Source organism: Streptomyces sp. NPDC048751, assembly GCF_043198595.1.
GTDB lineage: Bacteria > Actinomycetota > Actinomycetes > Streptomycetales > Streptomycetaceae > Streptomyces.
Genome location: NZ_JBICUX010000001.1, coordinates 753,489 through 771,445, shown reverse-complemented (window position 1 = coordinate 771,445; position 17,957 = coordinate 753,489). Strand labels below are relative to the sequence as shown.

Sequence of the window (17,957 nt, the reverse complement as noted above, 5' to 3'; positions counted from 1 at the left end):
CCGGCTCAGGCGGCGGCGTAGCGGTTGGCGGGCCGGGGCAGGCCCAACAGGCCGCGCAGGGTGTCGGCCTCGTAGGCGCGGCGGAAAGCGTCACGGCGCTGGAGTTCGGGGACCAGGTCCCGGGTGATCGCCGGCAGGTCGTGGCCCACGACGGCGGGCCGCAGCCGGAACCCGGTGAGGCCGGCCGCCTGGAACTCCTGGAGCACGTCGGCGAGTTGCGTGGGCGTCCCGGCGAAGATCCGGGCGTCGCTGGTGTACGGCTCTCCGGCGAGCGCGTCGAGGCGTGCGCGTCGGTCCTCCGCAGCGGCCTGATCGTCGTCCAGGAAGACCACCAGGTCCCCGAAGACGTGCAGCGGCTCGCCCGCGCGGCCTGCGCTCTCCTGCTCGGCGCGGATCTCCGCGACGATCGCGCGGGCCTGGTCGGTGTCGTGCGGGGTGATGTAGCCGACGTCGGCCGCGCGGGCCACCAGGCGGTACGGGACGGTGGCGTGGGCGAGGGCGGTGACCAGGGGCTGGCCCTGCGGCGGGCGGGGGGTGATGGAGGGGCCCTTGACGCTGAAGTGCGCGCCCTCGAAGTCGATGTAGTGCAGCTTGTCCCGGTCGATGAAACGGCCGGTGGCGGCGTCGCGGATCTCCGCGTCGTCCTCCCAGCTGTCCCAGAGGCGGCGAACGACCTCGACGTGGTCGGCGGCCTCGTCGAAGAGGTCGCTCACCACGGCCGACGCCTCGGGGCTGTCGTAGGCCTCGATGCGCGGGATCGTACGGCGGCCGAAGTGGGCGGCCTCGTGGGGGCGGGCGCTGATCTGCACGCGCAGACCGGCGCGGCCGGTGCTGACGTAGTCGAGGGTGGCGATCGCCTTGGAGATGTGGAACGGCTCGGTGTGGGTGGCGACGACGGTCGGCACGAGGCCGATGTGCCGGGTGAGCGGGGCGACGCGGGAGGCGATCAGGACGGCGTCCAGTCGACCGCGCACCTGGTCGGTGCGGTCGTCGAGGTCGAGGAAGTGGGAGGACTGCGGTCCGAGGCCGTCCTCGATGGTCACGAAGTCGATCAGGCCGCGCTCGGCCTCCGTGACCAGGTCGGTCCAGTATCCGGCGGTGAACAGGTCCCGGGGGCGGGCGACCGGCTCACGCCAGGAGGCGGGGTGCCAGCCGGTGCCGTCGAGGGCGACGGCGAGGTGCAGAGGAGAAGGGTGCGTCGAGGACACGGGTGGGTGCCTTCCTGGAGGTCCGTACGAGATCGCCGGCCCCGGACAGGACACGGGGCGCGGCGTTGGGCGACCGCAGGGAGATGGGGGTCCCGCCGGCCGAAGGCTGGGGGGAGGGTCAGGAGCAACAGAGCGCGCCGGCCACGCGCTGGAGATCGATGTGGGGCCGGGAGTGGAGGTGGACGGCGTGGGTCATCCGGGTCACGTCCACCACTCCTTCCTTCTGGTCGCGCGCTTCGGCGCGTCACACATCTCGTCGTCGGTCACAACGGCCGGACCTCGCCGCCTGTTCCCCGTTGAGCTGTTTTGACGGAGTATCGGTGAGCGGGGGCGGTGCCTCGGCGAGAGACACGGCGGGGCCTTGGGGTTCACTCATGGCGGGCTCCGGCGGAGTCGGGCGCCCCGGGACGGCGGCGGGCCCCGAGCGGCTACGGCCGAAGGAGCAGGCGGGTGAAACCGCTCGGCGGCACGGAGCGACGCACGGGAGGGCACGGAACCGGGGGCTCTACGGGGATCAACGGCACACCGCCGAAGCGGTGTGGTGCGGAGTGCGGGGCTGGAAGGACTTCAGCCCCGACAACGGGCACGGCCCGGTGCCTTGGCCGATCGCATGTCAACGTCGGCCCACTGGGTGGAACGCCTCAGGGTCGGTTGACCTGCGGCGGAGTGCTGTCTCCGCCTGCCGCGTGGGCGTCCCAGTCCAGGATCTGGACAGCCGATCCGGCGGCTTCCAGGCCCCGGCACTGGGCGTCGTGGCGGCGGGCGATGCCATCGAGGTCGAGGTGCGCGCCGAAGGCCGGACGAGCGGCGAGACGGCGGGCGTAGGCCCATACGGCGGGGTGGTCGGCGATGCGGTGCACCGCGGCGGCGTCGAGGTGGTGGCGGTGCACGGTGTCGAGTTCCACCAGGGCGACCCACAACTCGACGTCGGCGAAGGTGACCTGATCACTGATCAGGAACGCGAAACCGGTGAGGCTCCGCTCCAGCGTGTCCAGGGTGGTGAGCAGCTTGTCGAGCGCGGCGGCGCGGTGCGCCGACTCGGTGCCGGGCGCTCCGGCGCGCTGCGCGGCCTCCTCGATGCCCTCCGCGCACAGCCGTTCCACGGCTTCGATCTCCGACTCGGTGCCGCACGGGTACAGCGAGGGGCGTCCGCCGCCGAAGCCGCGGGCCAGGTCGCGGGTGATGTCGGGGGCGTGGGTGCTGACGATCCGCCCGGACCAGTCGTCGCTGAGCACCGGCCCGAGGGCCGCTCCGGTGTAGCGGTGCGCGCTGGCGTCGTACAGCGGACGCAGCGCGGAGTGGCCCCCGTCGGGACAGTCGGGGACCGGGGGCAGGAGGGTGACCGGACAGGCCGCGTCGAGGCCCAGGAGGCTGTGGGTGACGGCGATGCGCAGGCCGGGCGCGGTGGCGGGCGACAGGTGGAGGCGGTAGCGGCGCGGCACGGCGTAGTGGCCGCTGCGTGCGTCCCGGCCGATCCGGCCCCGGAAGGCGGGGGCGGGCTGCTGGGACGGGTGGGCGGCCAGCGGTGTGAAGGACATGACTCTCCCCGGAGGCGGGCGCGCGGACGTACGCGCGGCGGAAGCGACGTCGAGCAGGGGTGCGGGGCGTGGCGCGGCTTTGCCGCCTGAGGTCAGCCCCGGGGGCCGATCGCGCTGCAGACGCGCTGCAGGTCGATGTGACGGCGGGAGGTCAGAAGAGGGGTCGGCCCCGGTGTACGGCTCACGCCGTCGGTGACCTGCTCAAGGCGCCCCATGTTTCCCTACCTGTTCACTAGGATTCCCTTGGAGTGTCGATCCGCCTCGAGCCGCAGTCAAGGGGGTGTCCACGGAGTGGGTTCGTGGCCGTGGGTTTGTGGCGGTGGATTCGTGCGGTGTCACCCACATGCATGACCCGGCTGATCGACGGGGATGCAAGGGGGCGGGTGGGACACCCCTCGCCGACGACGTCGCCGAGGGCCGTGCGCTCACCTGACGAGACTGTCGGACGACCGGAAGGCCCCGCATGGTTGAGGAACACCGGGAAGCGGCGGAGAAGGTGAGGACCCGTGGCGAGTGAAGTCCACGTCGAGGACGGCCCGTTCGGTCCCGAAGCCCGTCCCGACGGCCCCCGCGCGGAGCAGACCGTGCTGTACCTGCACGGAGACCCCCGGCTCGCGGGCACCCCGCAGGACGCCCTGCCCGCCGCCCGTGAACTCGCCCGCGCCACCGGGTACTCCGTGCTGTGCGCCGACTACCGTCGGCGTTTCCCCGAGGCGCTGGAGGACGTGTACGCCGCCTGGGAGCACTGTCGCGGCCGGGGCCCGGCCGCGGTCGCCGGCGAGCGGCTCGGCGGCGCCCTGGCGGCCGGCCTGCTGCTGCGCCTGCGCGACGAGGGCGCGCCGCCGCCGTCCTGCGCGGTGCTCATGTCGCCGTTGCTGGACTTCACGCTGGACGCGCCGAGCCTGCTGCTCAACGCGGCCGCCGACCGCACGGTGGACGCGGAGACCCTGCCCGTGCGCGCGGCCGCCTACGCGGGTGTGACGGAGCGCAGGAATCCCCTGCTGAGCCCGCTCCACGGCAACCTCCACGGTCTGCCCCCGCTGCAACTGCACGCGGCGGGCACGGAGGTGCTGCTGGACGATGCGCTGGCCTTCGCGACCCGGGCGGCGCACTCGGGCGTGGCGGTGGATCTGCGCATCCACGAGGACTCGTCGGCGCAGCGGCTGCGCCAGGTGGGGGCGGCGGCGGAGTTCCTGCGCATGTGGTGCCGCCCGGCCCGTCTCAGCGTGGCGCGAGGGGCCTCTCTGCTCGAGCGCTGAGGGCTTCCGGGGGGAGGGGTGGGCGCTGAGGCCTTCGGTCGCCGCCGCCCGTCCCCATCGCCCCAACACGCCCAAGTTTTCCCTGACTTCTCCCCGAGGGTTCCCAGCACCGGGCGCGTAAACAGAAGCGACGTCGCCGACGGTGCGAGGGGCACGAGGAGCGAGGAGCAGGGGACGACATGAGATTCCTGGAGCGGGAGCGCGCCGCACTCACCAAGCTGCTGCCGGGGCTCGACGACAGTCTGAGCGCCGTACCGCTGATGTCCCTGGAGGCACCGGAGAGCCCGGGGATCCGGCTGTTCCGGGAGAGCGGGGGCCCGGGGCTGCTGGCCCCGCAGTCGCTCCAGGGGCGGGGAGCCACCGCGCTCGACGCCGTGCGGGTACAGCGCGCCCTGGGCAGCCGCTCCCCCTCCCTGGCCGTGGCCACGACGATGCACCACTTCTCGATGGCCACCCTCGTCGGCCTCAGTGACACCGGCGAGGGACTGGAGTGGATGCTCGTCCAGGCCGTCGCCTCCGAGAACCGTCTCGTGGCCTCCGGGTTCGCCGAGGGCCGCAGCGGCACCGGCATCCTCTCGCCGACCATGTCCGCGACCCCCACCCCCGAGGGCGTACGGATCACCGGTGTGAAGCGGCCGTGCAGCCTGGCCCGCTCCATGGACCTGCTCACCGCCAGCGTCATGATCCCCTGCGAGGACGGCGGGGGCCGTGAGCTGGCCGTCGCGCTGATCCCCGCCGACAGCCCCGGGCTCGACGTCAGCGGCTTCTGGTCCAGCAGTTACCTCGCCGGTGCCGAGAGCGACCAGGTCATGCTGGACAACGTCCTCGTGCCTCCGGAACTCCTGGTGCGCACCGCGTCCCCGGCCGGGGCGCGGCTGGACGAGGTGCAGACCATCGGGCTGGTCTGGTTCGAGCTGTTGATGACCGGCAGCTACCTCGGCGCGGCCAGCGCCCTGGTGGAGCGGGTGCTGCTGAACGACCGGGTGCCCGACGCCGAGCGGGTCGGGCTCCTCGTCGCCGTCGAGGGCGCGATGGCCGCGGCGGAGGGGCTCGCCCGGCGCGTGGACGAGGGTGCTCCCGACGAGTCCACCCTCGCCGACTCGCTGTACGTCCGCTACACCGTTCAGGACGCGCTCACCCGGATCGTCCCCCGCGCGGTCGAGCTGCTCGGCGGACTGAACTTCATGGCGTCCGACGAGGTCGGCTACCTCGCCGCCTGTGCCAACGGCCTCGCCCTGCATCCCCCGTCGCGCACCCGGATGACAGGCCCCTTGGCGGCGTATCTGGCCGACGCACCCTTGACCGTCGCCTGACGGTCACCTCCCCTGCGCGGCACATCGCGACCGCCTGACCGATGTGCCGGGTTCCGCCCGCGGGGCGAGCCACGCCGGGCCGGCGCCCGCAGTCTCCGACCAGACCCATCGCGACACCGGGGCCGACACCCCGGCCCCACCCGCCCAGCCGTCAGCCAGCGCAGGCCAGGCGACTGTGCCCCGTGATCCGGCACTTGCGACCACCGGGATGGCCGACGCGCCACGGCCGACCCACCCCGACGCACCGAAACACCCACGCCGCCACCCCGCGCCCCTACTCAGCGCGTCCTCGCAAAGGGCAGGCGACCGCGCCCACTGAACCGACACAGAGCGCCCTCGACCCGACGCAGACCGAGCCACCCACCCAAGAGCCACCGTCAGGCGCGTCACCCACCGAGGGCGGGCGCCCGGCCCGCCGCCACGTCTGCTCCACCCCGGCACCGCACCTCACGGGCGCGCCTCCACACGCCCGCACCGCGCTGCGCGCCCCCGTGCCGTCGCCGCCCGCACGCACTCACCCACCCGACCGAGGGGAACATCGTCATGCCCGAACCCCGCTCGCCCCACCGCACCGCACCGCCCAGAAGGAAGCGGCCGACGCTGCTGCTCACCGGCGGTTCCGGGGTGCTCGGCCGAGCCCTGATCGAAGAGCTGTCGCCGCGCTTCCGGCTCGTGTGCCTGCGGCACCGCACCGCCGTCGACGACCCTCGGGTCGAGGAAGTCCGCGCGGACCTGCTGGAGCCCGGACTCGGCCTGTCCGACGCCGAGTCGGGGCGGCTCGCCGCCGAGGTGGACGTGGTCGTGCACTCGGCCGCCGCCACCAACTGGAAGGCCGCGCCCGAGTCGATCCGGCGGGCCAACCTGGACGGCACGCTGACGATGCTCGGCCTGGCCGCCCGCGCCGACGCGCCGTTCTACCACCTGAGCACCGCCTTCGTGGCGAACCCGCTCGCCCCCGAGGAACAGGAACGCTTCCCGGGCGCCGCCGCCTACCTGGCCTCGAAGACCGAGGCCGAACAGGCGGTGCGCGAAGCACCCGTGCCCGGGGCGATCCTGCGCCCCTCGGTGGTCATGGGCGACTCCGTCACCGGCCGTATCGCCGGCACGCAGGGGCTGACCCGGGCCCTGGGCGCCATCGTCAAGGGTCAGGTGCCGGTGCTGCCGGGGACGCCCGACGCCCGGATCGACATGGTGCCCCAGGACGTGGTGGCCCGGGCCGTGGGCGACCTGGTGCGCGGCGAGGTCACCGACGGCGAGTTCTGGCTGACGGCCGGCGCCGAGGCGCTGCTGCAACGCGAAGTCGTCGACTCCTGCCTGGAGTTCGCCGAGCGGCACGGACCGCGGCCGCACCCGCCCCGGCTGATCCCGCTGGAGTCGGTGCACCGGCTGCTGCTCCCGCTGATCGAGGGGCCCGCCTTCCCGGAGGCGCTGCGCCGCCGCTTCCAGACGTACGCCGAACTCCTGCTGGTCTTCCAGCGCGCGCTCCCCTTCGAGTCCTCCCTCGGTGCGCCGCACTGCGGCTCGGCCCTCACGAAGGCCGACCTCCGGGAGGCGCTGGTGCGCAACCTGGCCGCCTGGTCCACCGGCCCCGGGGGCCTGCGCGGCCGTCGGCAGCGGACCCGGCCCACCCCGGGGCAGGCGGACCAACACACCGTAGACACAGGGAAGTTGGCGTCATGACGGCCACCACCCCCACCACGACCACCACCCACCCCACGGCCGCCACCGAAGCCGCCCCGTCCGGCACCCGTGTCGCCCGCCTCTACCGCGACCACCTCGCCGCCGGCCGCGCCGTCCTCGGCACCGTGCTCGGCGGGATGGTGGAGACCGCGTCCGAGGGTGCCTGGGTGTTCACGGAGGACGGCCGGCGCTATCTCGACTTCGGCGGGTACGGCGTGTTCATCCTGGGCCACCGGCACCCCGCCGTGACCGCGGCCGTGCACCGTCAGGTGGACACGCATCCGCTGGCGAGCCGGGTCTTCCTGGAGCCGGTCGCGGCGCGCGCCGCGGAGGCCCTGGCCGGGCGCACCCCGGACGGCCTGAACCGCGTGCACTTCGTCAACTCCGGTGCGGAGGCGACCGAGGCGGCCCTCAAGCTGGCCCGCGCCCACGGCCGCACGGCACTGGTCAGCACCGCCGGTGGTTACCACGGCAAGACCCTGGGCGCGCTGAGCGCCACCCCCAACCCCACCTACCAGCGGCCCTTCGAACCCCTGCTGCCGGACACCACGGTCGTCCCGTACGGCGACGCGGGCGCGCTCGCGGAAACGCTGGCCCCGCTCGGCGAGCGCGCGTGCGTGATCGTCGAACCGGTGCAGGGCGAGGGGGGCGTACGGATCCCCCCGCCGGGATACCTGGCCGAGGTGGGCCGGCTGTGCGCGGCGCACGGCGCCTTCCTGGTCGTGGACGAGATCCAGACGGGCCTGGGGCGGCTCGGCTCGTGGTGGGGGCTGGACGGCGAGCGGGTACGTCCGGACGCGCTCCTCGTCGGCAAGGGGCTGAGCGGCGGTGTCGTCCCGGTGGCCGCCATGGTCGCCACCGACGAGGCCTACCGCCCCTTCTCCCGCGACCCCTACCTGCACACCTCCACGTTCGCGGCCTCCCCCATCGCCTGCGCCGCCGCGCTCGCCGCGGTCGAGACTATCGACCGGGAGAACGCCGTCCCCCGCGCCCGCGCGATCGGCCTGCGGCTGCTGCACGGCGTACGCGCGGCCTGCGCCCCCCACCTCGGGGGCCTGGTGGGCGAGGTGCGGGGCCGGGGCCTGCTGATCGGTCTGGAGTTCACCGCCGAGCAGGCCGTCGGCGAGATGATCCTCGAACTCGTCGGCCACGGCGTCCTGGTGAACCACTCCCTCAACGCGGGCCGCGTCCTGCGGCTCACCCCGCCGGCCGTCGTCGGCGAGGACGAGGTGCGGCTGTTCCTGGCCGCCCTGACCGAGGCGCTGCGCGCGGTCGCGGCCCGCATCGGCTGACCACGCCGTCCCCCCAACCCCGTCCCACACTGGAAACCGGAGAGGTACCTCATGCGTCACGTCACCGTACGGATGACCGCTCACGACGTGGACCCCGAGACCGCCTACCAGCGCATCCGTGACTTCCGGCGCTACCCGGAGGTCACCGAGACCGTGCGCGAGGTCGTGGTGCATCCACCCGGCCCGGACGGCACGGTGGTGTCGGACTGGACGGTGCGTTTCCGCAACGGCCTGATGTGCTGGCGGGAGCGCGACGCCTTCCACCCGGAGGCGCTGGCCCTCGGGTTCACCCAACTCAGCGGCGACTTCGAGGTGTTCGAGGGTACGTGGCGGTGCGAGCCCAGCGCCGCGCACGGCACGGACGTCATCTTCGAGGCCATGTTCGACCTGGGCATCCCGACCCTGGCGGAACTCCTCGACCCGGTGGCCGAGTCGACCCTGCGCGGCAACATCGAGCGGATCCTCACGGGACTGCTCGGCCCGGTCACCGCGGCCGACGCCCCGCTCGCCGACACCGCCGCGCCCGCCCATGGCTGACGTCTCACTGGCCCCGCAGTACGCGGCGGGCTGGGACGCCCTGCGGGACGAGCCCGGCCCGGACACGGTCCGCTGCCTCGGCCTGTACGCCAAACTGTCGGCCGGCGTCACGGTGGTCACCGCCCTCGACACCGGGGGCCGGCCCACCGGGATGACGGTGTCCGCGCTGACGTCCCTGTCGGCCCGGCCGCCCCTGGTGCTGGCCTGTCTGCGCGGCAGCTCCCGCACCCTGGCGGCGCTGCGGGACCAAGGCACCTTCGCGGTCAGTCTTCTGACGGAAGATCAGGACGATCTGGCCGAGCGCTTCGCCGACCCGTCGGTGCCGCCCGCCCTGCGGTTCACGGACGTCCCCGTACGACACGTCCTCGGCCTGCCCGTTCTCGCTGGGGCGCTCGCCTGGTCGGTGTGCGTCGTCGTGGACGTCCGCCCCTACGGCGACCACCACGCGGTCGTCGGCCGCGTACGGGCGCTGCACGTGGGCGGCGGACGTCCGTTGCTGTGGCACGACCGTACGTTCCGCACCCTCACCTGACCGCCACCCCCACCGCGTCACCCCAGCGCCGGGCGCCCGGCCGGAGACCCCGGCCGGGCGTTCGGCGCATCCGGGTCCCGTCGAGCGACACATCCAGCAGCACATTCGGCGACACAGCGAACAACAGGAGGTCCCATGTCCCTGCCCCGTGTGCCCGGCCTGAACGACGACAGCGCCGTGACCGAGCTGTCCCGCATGCCGGAGCGGATGTCCGGCCAGACACAGTCCGCCGCCCACCGCCTGGGCGCGGCCCTCGACGGCGACCCGGCCGAGGACGACTGGGGCCGGCCGCCGGACGGGGAGCGTCCCTTCCCCGTCGTCCTCGTACACGGCACGCTCGGCGACCGGGAGTCCGTCTGGCGGGAGGCGGCCCCCGCCCTCAGAGCGGCCGGGCACCGGATCTTCCGCCTGAACTACGGGGAGTTGCCGACCCTGCCGCGGCTGTACGGGCTGGGCGACGTCCGGGCCTCGGCACGGGAGATCGCCGCCTTCGTCGACCGGGTACTGGCCGACACCCGGGCGCAGAAGGTGAACCTGGTCGGCCACTCCCAGGGCGGGATGCTGCCCCACTACTACCTCAAGTACCTGGGCGGGGCGCCCAAGGTGCACCACGTCGTGGGGATCGCGCCCAGCAACCACGGCGTCACCGTGGAGGGGCTGACCGCGCTGGTCCGCCAGGCGCCGGGCGTGCGGGAGGTCGCCGAGGAGCAGCTGCTGTTCCGGGTGAGCCCCGCCTTCACGCAGCTGCTGCACGACTCCGAGTTCGTCACGGAGCTGGTCGCCCCGGGCGACACCGTGGCCGGCGTGCGCTACACCGTCATCTGGTCGACCCGGGACGAGGTGGTCAAGCCTCCCGAGTCGCAGCGGCTCACGCCGGCCGCGCCGGGCCACCCGGTGACCGACCTGTGCCTGCAGGACCTCGCCCCGGGCAGCCGCACCACGCACCTGGCGCTGCCGTACGACCCGGTCGTCGTACGGGAGGTGGTGCGGGCACTGGCCGGCTGAGCGGACGTACGCACGCACGCACAAGACGGTGGGGTGAGGCCGAGGCCTCACCCCACCGCCGTCTCACGGGCTGGGTCCGTTACGCCGTGCAGCGGACGTCAGTGCGCCGTGCAGCGGCCCTTCTCGCCCTGCCAGAAGCACACCTGGCCGAACACGTCGAACCCGGCGACGCCGTTCGGGTCGATCTTGTCGAACCGGGGCTTGGGGATCTGCAGGCCGTTGATGCCGTCCCCGGCGAGCGGTCCGCTGGTCACCGTGCGGTCGGGGACGGGGCTGCCCTCCTTGAGGTCACCCTTGAAGTACAGGCTGCCGACGTCACCGGTGTTCCAGGTGCCGACGCCGTTGCCCTCCACGGAGAACGTCGGGACCGGCACGCCACCGAATCTGCCGGTGCCCTCCACCTCGAAGACGATGTCGGTCAGCTCCGGCGCCGCCCCGTTGGGCGAGCGGCAGTCCCGGTAGCCGATGTGCCCGGTGACCTGCGCCTCCCGGACGATCAGGCCGAGGGGCGGGCTGAAGTTCACCTCGGCGTCCAGTCGGCACACGAGATCGGGTACCGGGGCCTGTGGTCCGGCCGGGGCGGCGTGGGCGGTGGGAGCGAGGAGCCCCAGACCGGCCAGGAGGACGGCGGGCAGGGCGGCCCTGCGCGGACGGCTCCGCGGAGTGGTCGGATGCTGGGTCGTGGCGAGCCTCACGGGTGGGGTTTCCCTTCTGTCGGTTGTCGCGTCGGACGGGGCGTCGGGTGTTGTTCCGGTGGTGTGCCGGTGGTGGTGCCGGCCGTCGGGGTCACGCCGTGACGCTCCCCGAGCGGAGCACCTCGCTGGCGGAGCCGAGGTGCCGGGCGAGGTCCCGGTAGGACTCCAGGACCCCCGTCTCGGTGTACGGAATCCCGCGCTCCGCGCAGAACTCCTTGACCAGGGGGTAGGCGTGCCGCAGCGCGGAGCGCGGCATGCCGGGGAACAGGTGGTGCTCGATCTGGTAGTTGAGGCCGCCGTAGAGGAAGTCGCCGAGGAAGCCGGTGGGCAGGGTGCGGGAGGTGAGCACCTGGCGTTCCAGCCAGCTCCACTCCCCGCCCACCCGGGTCGGCAGTCCCTTGTGGTTGACGGCGAACGCCAGTCCGAGCAGATAGCCGAGGACGCCCTGGTGCACGGCGAGGAACAGCAGGACGCTCGGCCAGGGCAGGAGCACGAAGAGGGCACCGAAGAACAGCACGGCGTGCAGGGCCATCAGGCCGCCCTCGAGCCAGGGGCGGCGTACGGCGCGCCGGCGCAGCGCGATGACGCCGGCGACGCGCAGCACCACGCCTTCGAGGCCGAGCAGCGGGAAGAACAGATGGCGCTGGTGGGCGGCGACGAAGCGGGCGAGGCCCTTGCGGTCCCGGGCCTGTTCCGGGGCGAAGATCGCCGTGCGGCGCAGGATGTCGGGGTCGAGTTCCAGGTGGTTGGGGTGGTTGTGGTGCCGGTTGTGGTGCTGGACCCACCAGCCGAAGCAGACGCCGAGCATCAGGTTGCCGTGGATGAGGCCCAGGGCCCGGATGGTCTTCTGGGACCGGCTGATCTGCCGGTGGCCCGCGTCGTGCAGGAGGAAGGCGAGCTGCTCGTGCCAGACGGCGAGCCAGAGCGCCGTGAGGGCCACCTGCCACCAGGCGCCGCCCGCGAGGACGAGCGCCGCCCAGCCGACGGCGTTCATCAGCCACACCACCGCGATGGCGGTGACGTACTGGCCGCGGCGGGCCCGCATGAGCCCGGCCTCCGTCACGCGCCGGGTGAGTTCACGGAAGTCCTCCTCCGCCGCGCCGGATTCCCGCGGTGCGGAGTCGACTGCCGGAATGTCGGTCATGGAGTGCCACCGGGCCTTTCGCTGTGGGGGGTGCGCGAGGGTTCACGGGGGGTTCGCGGGGGTTGCCGCGTGGCTCGCGGGAGTTCGCGAGGGGTGCGCGGCGGTGCGCTTCGTGGGTTCACGGCGCGAGACCCATGTCGGCGAGGCGGGCCCGCTGGGTGGCCTGCGCCCACTCCGCGGCGGTCAGCATCCGCTCCTCGGGCGTGGTGTCCACGAGACGACGGCCCGGCCACACCTCGTAGTCGCCGGCGAGGTCCCGGTGCTGCTCCAGCCCCTGCTGGTAGAGCTGTTCGCGCCGGAAGGTGAGCTGCTGCACGGGCAGTTGCGTCCACAACTCCATGCCGGAGGCGACCAGTTCACGGATCCGGTTCAGGTCCTCGGGATGCCGCCGCAGATGCCGCCGTACGATCGTGGTGCCGACGGAGAGATGGCGGATCTCGTCGATGCCGGCCGCCCGCTCGATCTCGGCGGCGGGTGCGTCGAAGGGCCGCCACTTGCGTTCGCTCAGTTCGGCGGTGGGTGCGAGGACGCCCTCGACGAGGACGGTGAGGGTGACGACTCCGCCGATGTAGTCCCGCCCGTCGCGCAGGACGCCAAGGCCGAACTTCTCCAGCGGGTTCAGGACCGCGTCCCGGTCGGCGCCCGCCAGCGACTCCATGGTGGCCGCCAACTCGGATGCCGGAACGCCGAGTTCGAGGAGGTGGCCCCGGAAGGCGTAGGCGTGCCGGGCCTCGTCGACCAGCTGGGTGGTGAAGAAGTCCATGCCCGCGAGGTCGGGGGCGTTCGCGACGAGGTGGGAGATGGCACGGGCGGCCTTCTCCTCCGCCATGGAACGGAAGGCGAGCTCCTGCATCACGGCCTGCCGCAACGGACCCTCGCGGAACATGTGGTCCGGCACCGGCACGTCCGGCGAACGGCCCATCGGGTCCCCGCCGAGCGTGCCCTCGGGCACGGCCCGGAACCAGTAGCCCAGGTCGCAGCCCTCCGGCGTGAGCTCGGTGTGCAGGGCGCCGTCCAGCAGGCTCGGGGCGCGGTGCCGGTCGGCCTCCGCCGGGACGTTCCCGGTGACGGCCGGGCCGTGCGCGATGGATGTGGTCATCTCAGCCTTTCTCTCAAGGACAGGGGACAGCAGGTGGATTGGGGAGTGCTCAGACAGCCTTGGTCAGGCGCATCAGCCGCCATACGGCGCCGACGCTCACCCCGCCCTGGAAGGCCAGGTACTCGGGTTCGATCAGCTGGGGGCGCCACTTGAGCTTGAAGGACTCCTGGCTGGCCGCCGGGTACACCGCCTGCCCCTTGGCGGCGAGCAGTTCGAGGCAGCGGCGCAGGGCTCCACTGGTCGGCCCGAACGCGCAGGCGTCCGGCCGGAGTTGCACGAACGGGGTGAAGCCGAGGTGCAGCCAGCCGCATCCTTCCTCCTGGAACGTGCGCAGCGCGGTGGCGAACACCAGCTCCACCGTTCCGGGCGGGGCGTCGGGCAGACGGCGCGTCAGGTCGTAGAGCCGGCCGGGGCGTTCACCGAAGACGGGCGAGTACGACACGTAGCCCACGGTCCGTCCGGCATGGATGGCGGTGAACAGGCGGCGGTGGGGTGCTCCGGGTCCGCCGCGTTCGCCGATGAGGAAGTCGAGTTCCTTGACGTGCCGGCCCTTGCCGCGCAGCCAGGCCCGGTCCACGGCGTCGAGGGCCGGGGCGTCTCCCTGGTCGGCCTCGGTGACGGTCACGCCTTCCCGGCGGGCCCGGTTGACCATGTTGCGCACCTTGACCATGCGCTGCCCGCCGAGGCCGTAGCCGTCGAGGTCGATGCTGAACGAGGCGCCGAACTGGTTGACGACGAAGCCGTGCTGTGCGTGGAGTTCGGCCGCCGCGCGCGACAGCTGGACCCCGGTGACCCGACGCCCCTCCGCGGCGGCTCGCGCGAGCAGAGCGGTCAGCAGCCGCTCCCGGTCCCCGTCGGCGCAGACCGGCCCGCCGAGCTGGAACAGGTGCCGCCGGCCGCCCTCCCGGTAGGGGACGAAGCCGTCGACGCCGTCCGTCTGGAAGCGCCGGTTGCCGCTGTTGAGGGCGAGAAAGGCGCTGCTGTGGCCGCCGTGGCGGCGCAGCATGTCGTACGCCTCGGTGTCGGTCACGGTCTGCCGGGCCCGGGCCTCGCGGGTGCTCATCGGGTCGCCGCCTGGTGCCAGGGCACGGTCGCGAAGTCCCGGAGCGCGGTCTGGACGGCGGGGTGGGGCAGCGGCTCGAAGGAGACGGTGAACGACTTGGGGAAGTTCCCGAACAGGGCGCGGTCGCCGAAGAGATGGATCGGCAGGACGAGCAGGGCCCACTCCCAACCGAACACCAGCACCCAGAGGCCGAGGACGGCGCCCTGCACGCTCAGGCTGTGCATGAGGTTGTAGAGGACGTAGTAGACGCGGTGGATCCGCTGGTCGGGGCTGCGGTGGTAGGCGACGGCGCCGGGGACGTACCCGATGAGGTCGACGTAGAGGAAGAGGGCGGCCGCCGCCCACCAGCGCACCTCGTCGAGGTGGGCGAGGAAGAAGCCCGCGGCGACGAGCAGCCCGAAGAGGTACTCCAGGCGCAGCAGCCGGTAGGTGGTGGGCGTGTGGCAGAGGTTGTGACCGTCCACGCCGTCACCGCCCGCCGGCTTGCGCGGCCGGCCTGGTCGCCGTCACCAGGATCATGCTCTGCTTCTCCAGGCCCGGGTACGCGGCCAGGTGCGGGGCGAACCGTTCGAGGGCGTACGGCAGGGCGAGGAGGTCCGCGACCCGTGCCTGCCAGCCGCGTTCGCCCCACCACTGCTCGGGGTCGGCGAGGCGCCACACCCAGGGCGTGCCCGAGCCGGAGAGGGCGTCCAGCCAGGGCCTGACGAAGGGCGAGTCGGCGGTGTCGGCGTTCAGGCACTCGGCACCGAGGGTGCTGCCGGGCGCGGACAGCTCGCCCGCGGTGGCGACCAGACGGTCCACGGCCTCGGGCGCGAGGTAGAAGAGCAGCCCCTCGCACAGCCAGGCGGTGGGCCGCTCGGGGTCGAAGCCCGCGGCGAGCAGCGGTTCGCGCCAGTCGGCGAGGAGGTCGGCGGCGACCGGGGTACGGCTCGACGCGGCCGGGGTGTGCCCGGTCAGGACCCGCTCCTTGAAGGCGTGCACGGCCGGCAGGTCGACCTCGAAGACCTGGGTGCCGTCGGGCCAGTCGAGCCGGTAGGCCCGGGTGTCGAGGCCGGCTCCGAGCAGGACGACCTGGCGGCGGCCGTCGCGCGCGGTGGCGAGGAGGTGGTCGTCGAAGAAGCGGGTGCGCACGGCCAGCCAGTCGGGCAGTACCTGCTGGAGGAGACCGTTTCCCGGCGGTGCGACCGCCGTCCCGGTGCCGGTCAGGAACTCCGCGGCGAGGGAGTCCTGGAACAGCGCGTCGCCGCGGGCGGATTCCTCGGCCCGCATACGGACGGTCCACAGGGCCGTGCTCGAGACGCCCTCCAACGGGGCGGCGGCGGAGGGGGTTTCGTGCTGCGGCAGGAACATGGGCATGAGTGATCCTCGGTAAGTGACTTCTGCGGTTGGGGTGGTTGTCGCGGGCGCGGGCGTGGTCGCGGGCGTGATGTCGGATGCTGTCGTGGTCAGCGGGGTGGGCGGCGACGGTCGAGGAACAGGGCCGCTGCGCCGAGCGCCATGAGGCCTCGGGACGGCGCCCAGGGGCGCTGGCCGCCGAGGGACGCGGGGGTGTACGGCTCGTTGACCTGGAGGGCGAAGCGGCGGTTGGCGGCGTCGGCGAGCAGGCCGCGCCACTGTTCCGGGCCCGTGGTGACGGCCGTGAGGAGGTCCATGGTGTTGCGGGCCACCTGGTCGACGGAGAAGTACTCCCGCAGCAGGGCGAGGATGATGCCGCGCGCCTCCGCCTTGAAGACCTCCGCGAGGGCGATGTCCGGTGCGAGGCACCGCACGGAACCCTCCAGGTTCGCGAAGGACTTGCCGAGCAGGGAGATGGCGGGCGCGGATCCGATGCCCCGCCTGGTCGCCTTCTCCAGCACGGTGGTGAGGGACACCCCGAAGTTGATGTCCTCCAGGGAGGCGGTGGCGACCTTCGGCACCAGGGCCGCCATGTCGGAGGCGAAGGCGGGCAGGTTGGACCAGGGGGTGACCCGGCCCATGTCCGCCCAGGCCCAGGCCAGTCCGTGGCCGTCGTTCTGGGCGATGGACATCAGCAGTGGCAGCAGGCGCAGGCTGGTGCGGCGGTCGAGTCGGCCGACCATGCCCCAGTCGATGAGGGTGGCGGGGCCGCCGGGCTGGGCGAAGACGTTGCCGGCGTGGGGATCGGCGTGGAACATCCGGTCCACGAAGTAGCCCCGGTACATGAACCGCAGGAGGTCCTTGCCGATCTCCATGCGCTCGCTGTCGCGGAACCTGCGGCGGTCGAGGTGGCGTACGGAGGCGCCGGGGGCCAGCGACTGCACCAGCACCTTGGGGGTGGCCTGCAGGACGCGCGGCACGGCCAGGGTGGGGTAGCGGCGGATGTTCTCGCGGGCCTCGTCCATGTTGCGGGCCTCGCCGGTGAAGTCCAGCTCGGGTTCCATGGCGTCGAAGATGGAGTCGAGCATGGCCTCGACGTCGATGACCTCGTTGAAGCGGGGGGCGGTGCGGGCGACGATTCTGGACGCCTTGCGCATCAGCGCCATGTCGGCGCGGACCGCGTCCCGGATGCCGGGCCGCTGCACCTTGATCACGGCGGGGCGCCCGCCGGGCAGCAGTACCTTGTAGACCTGTGCGAGGGATGCCGCGCCGAGTGGGCTGGTGGTCTCGACGTCGTCGAAGCGCAGCTTCCAGTCGGGGCCGAGCTCTTCCCTCAGTACCGGTTCGAAGACGGAGAACGGCTGGACGTCGACGCGGTCGTGCAGGTTCTGGAGCTCGGCGATCATGGCCGGTGGCACCATGTCGGGGCGTGTGGACAGGATCTGACCGAGCTTCACGTAGAACGGCCCGAGGCTCTCCAGCGCCTGCCGTACGGCCCGCGCCCGCCGTGCCCCTTCCCCCGCGAACGCCGCCTCGTCCTCCTCCGCCGACGACCGCCCCTTGCCGAACCGCCGCCGCCCCCGCGCCACCTGTCCGACCTCCTCGGCGACAAGGCTTCCCAACACCTTGACGACCAGCCGGAGTCGGGGTCCTAGGGGGGTGGGCATGGGTGACCTCCTGAGTTGTGGGTGGGATCGGTGAGTGGTCTTCGACATGCGGGGCCTGGTGGGGTGGCGGGGGCGACTCGGTGCCCTGGGCTCCTGCGGGGCAGGGGTCGTTGGGCGGGGAGGTGGCAGGAGGCAGGCCATGCGCGCTGAGTCCGTGGGCCGTCGCCCCCGGGAGCAGCCGATGCCGAGGCCGGCCGGGCATGAACACCCTGACGGGATCCCGGAGGCGCGGCCACCGGGCCGGGTCCCCGCCGACCACCGGACCGGGGCTTTGGGGCCACGACCGGGCTCCCGCCGACCACCGGACCGAGGCCTCGGGGCTACGAGCCGGGCACCGGACCGAGGCCTGGGGCTACGACTGCCGCCGACCACCGGACCGAGGCCAGGAGGCCACGCACCGGGCACCCGCCGGGCACCGAGCCAAGGCCTGGGGGCTGAGGCAGCCGCCTGGCACCGAGCTGGGGCCCGAGGGTCCCGAGCCAGGCACCCGCCGGGCACCGAGCCAAGGCCTGGGGGCTGAGGCTGCCGCCGACCACCGGACCGAGGCCAGGAGGCCACGCGCCGGGCACCCGCCGGGCACCGAGCCGAGG

The 17,957-nt window shown here is 73.3% G+C and carries 18 protein-coding genes; 7 read left to right on the top strand and 11 right to left on the bottom strand.

Going from position 1 to position 17,957, the window contains the following annotated elements; genetic code table 11:
* Positions 1–5: 5 nt before the first annotated feature.
* The 4 genes from ACGFNV_RS03465 to ACGFNV_RS03450 form a co-directional block, all read right to left on the bottom strand.
* Positions 6–1,208, bottom strand: coding sequence for an LLM class flavin-dependent oxidoreductase (locus tag ACGFNV_RS03465; RefSeq protein WP_393619003.1), 1,203 nt, complete (start codon positions 1,206–1,208; stop codon positions 6–8).
* A gap of 118 nt (positions 1,209–1,326) precedes the next feature.
* Positions 1,327–1,404 carry a putative leader peptide gene (locus ACGFNV_RS03460; protein ID WP_393619998.1) on the bottom strand — a complete coding sequence of 26 codons (78 nt, stop codon included), beginning with the start codon at positions 1,402–1,404 and terminating at the stop codon, positions 1,327–1,329.
* Positions 1,405–1,849: 445 nt separating this feature from the next.
* Positions 1,850–2,746 carry a glutathione S-transferase C-terminal domain-containing protein gene (locus ACGFNV_RS03455; protein ID WP_393619002.1) on the bottom strand — a complete coding sequence of 299 codons (897 nt, stop codon included), beginning with the start codon at positions 2,744–2,746 and terminating at the stop codon, positions 1,850–1,852.
* A gap of 92 nt (positions 2,747–2,838) precedes the next feature.
* Positions 2,839–2,961 (bottom strand): putative leader peptide, encoded by a 123-nt coding sequence (locus tag ACGFNV_RS03450; protein WP_393619000.1) that lies wholly within the window; start codon positions 2,959–2,961, stop codon positions 2,839–2,841.
* 291 nt (positions 2,962–3,252) lie between these two features.
* Between ACGFNV_RS03450 and ACGFNV_RS03445 the strand changes: the two genes are divergently transcribed.
* The 7 genes from ACGFNV_RS03445 (at position 3,253) to ACGFNV_RS03415 (ending at position 10,364) form a co-directional block, all read left to right on the top strand.
* The gene (locus tag ACGFNV_RS03445; protein ID WP_393618998.1) at positions 3,253–4,005 is read left to right on the top strand and encodes an alpha/beta hydrolase fold domain-containing protein; all 753 of its coding nucleotides are present in this window, start codon (positions 3,253–3,255) and stop codon (positions 4,003–4,005) included.
* Between the two features lie 179 nt (positions 4,006–4,184).
* Positions 4,185–5,318 carry an acyl-CoA dehydrogenase gene (locus ACGFNV_RS03440; protein ID WP_393618996.1) on the top strand — a complete coding sequence of 378 codons (1,134 nt, stop codon included), beginning with the start codon at positions 4,185–4,187 and terminating at the stop codon, positions 5,316–5,318.
* A gap of 543 nt (positions 5,319–5,861) precedes the next feature.
* Entirely contained in the window at positions 5,862–6,998 is a 1,137-nt protein-coding gene (locus tag ACGFNV_RS03435; RefSeq protein WP_393618995.1) for an SDR family oxidoreductase, read from the top strand.
* Positions 6,995–8,290, top strand: coding sequence for an aspartate aminotransferase family protein (locus ACGFNV_RS03430; RefSeq protein ID WP_393618994.1), 1,296 nt, complete (start codon positions 6,995–6,997; stop codon positions 8,288–8,290). The genes ACGFNV_RS03435 and ACGFNV_RS03430 overlap by 4 nt, the downstream gene beginning before the upstream one ends.
* Before the next feature lie 51 nt (positions 8,291–8,341).
* Positions 8,342–8,827 (top strand): SRPBCC family protein, encoded by a 486-nt coding sequence (locus tag ACGFNV_RS03425; protein ID WP_393618992.1) that lies wholly within the window; start codon positions 8,342–8,344, stop codon positions 8,825–8,827.
* Complete coding sequence (locus tag ACGFNV_RS03420; RefSeq protein ID WP_393618991.1) at positions 8,820–9,359, top strand: flavin reductase family protein; 540 nt, start codon at positions 8,820–8,822, stop codon at positions 9,357–9,359. The genes ACGFNV_RS03425 and ACGFNV_RS03420 overlap by 8 nt, the downstream gene beginning before the upstream one ends.
* A 135-nt stretch (positions 9,360–9,494) precedes the next feature.
* Positions 9,495–10,364 (top strand): esterase/lipase family protein, encoded by an 870-nt coding sequence (locus ACGFNV_RS03415; protein ID WP_393618990.1) that lies wholly within the window; start codon positions 9,495–9,497, stop codon positions 10,362–10,364.
* Between the two features lie 98 nt (positions 10,365–10,462).
* Here the strand turns inward: ACGFNV_RS03415 and ACGFNV_RS03410 are convergent, their stop codons facing one another.
* The 7 genes from ACGFNV_RS03410 to ACGFNV_RS03380 all read right to left on the bottom strand — a co-directional run bounded on the left by ACGFNV_RS03410 (position 10,463) and on the right by ACGFNV_RS03380 (position 17,367).
* The gene (locus ACGFNV_RS03410) at positions 10,463–11,059 is read right to left on the bottom strand and encodes a hypothetical protein (RefSeq protein ID WP_393618988.1); all 597 of its coding nucleotides are present in this window, start codon (positions 11,057–11,059) and stop codon (positions 10,463–10,465) included.
* A 91-nt stretch (positions 11,060–11,150) separates the two neighbouring features.
* Complete coding sequence (locus ACGFNV_RS03405) at positions 11,151–12,203, bottom strand: fatty acid desaturase family protein (RefSeq protein ID WP_393618986.1); 1,053 nt, start codon at positions 12,201–12,203, stop codon at positions 11,151–11,153.
* 118 nt (positions 12,204–12,321) lie between these two features.
* Positions 12,322–13,302, bottom strand: coding sequence for a VlmB-like protein (locus ACGFNV_RS03400; protein WP_393618984.1), 981 nt, complete (start codon positions 13,300–13,302; stop codon positions 12,322–12,324).
* Positions 13,303–13,351: 49 nt separating this feature from the next.
* Positions 13,352–14,365, bottom strand: coding sequence for a phosphatidylglycerol lysyltransferase domain-containing protein (locus ACGFNV_RS03395; protein WP_393618983.1), 1,014 nt, complete (start codon positions 14,363–14,365; stop codon positions 13,352–13,354).
* Entirely contained in the window at positions 14,362–14,829 is a 468-nt protein-coding gene (locus ACGFNV_RS03390) for a hypothetical protein (RefSeq protein WP_393618982.1), read from the bottom strand. Before ACGFNV_RS03390 ends, ACGFNV_RS03395 begins: the two co-directional genes overlap by 4 nt.
* Positions 14,830–14,833: 4 nt before the next feature.
* Entirely contained in the window at positions 14,834–15,721 is an 888-nt protein-coding gene (locus ACGFNV_RS03385) for an SAM-dependent methyltransferase (RefSeq protein ID WP_393618981.1), read from the bottom strand.
* 89 nt (positions 15,722–15,810) lie between these two features.
* Positions 15,811–17,367, bottom strand: a complete 1,557-nt coding sequence (locus ACGFNV_RS03380) for an ABC1 kinase family protein (protein WP_393618980.1) — start codon at positions 17,365–17,367, stop codon at positions 15,811–15,813.
* Between the last annotated feature and the right edge of the window lie 590 nt (positions 17,368–17,957).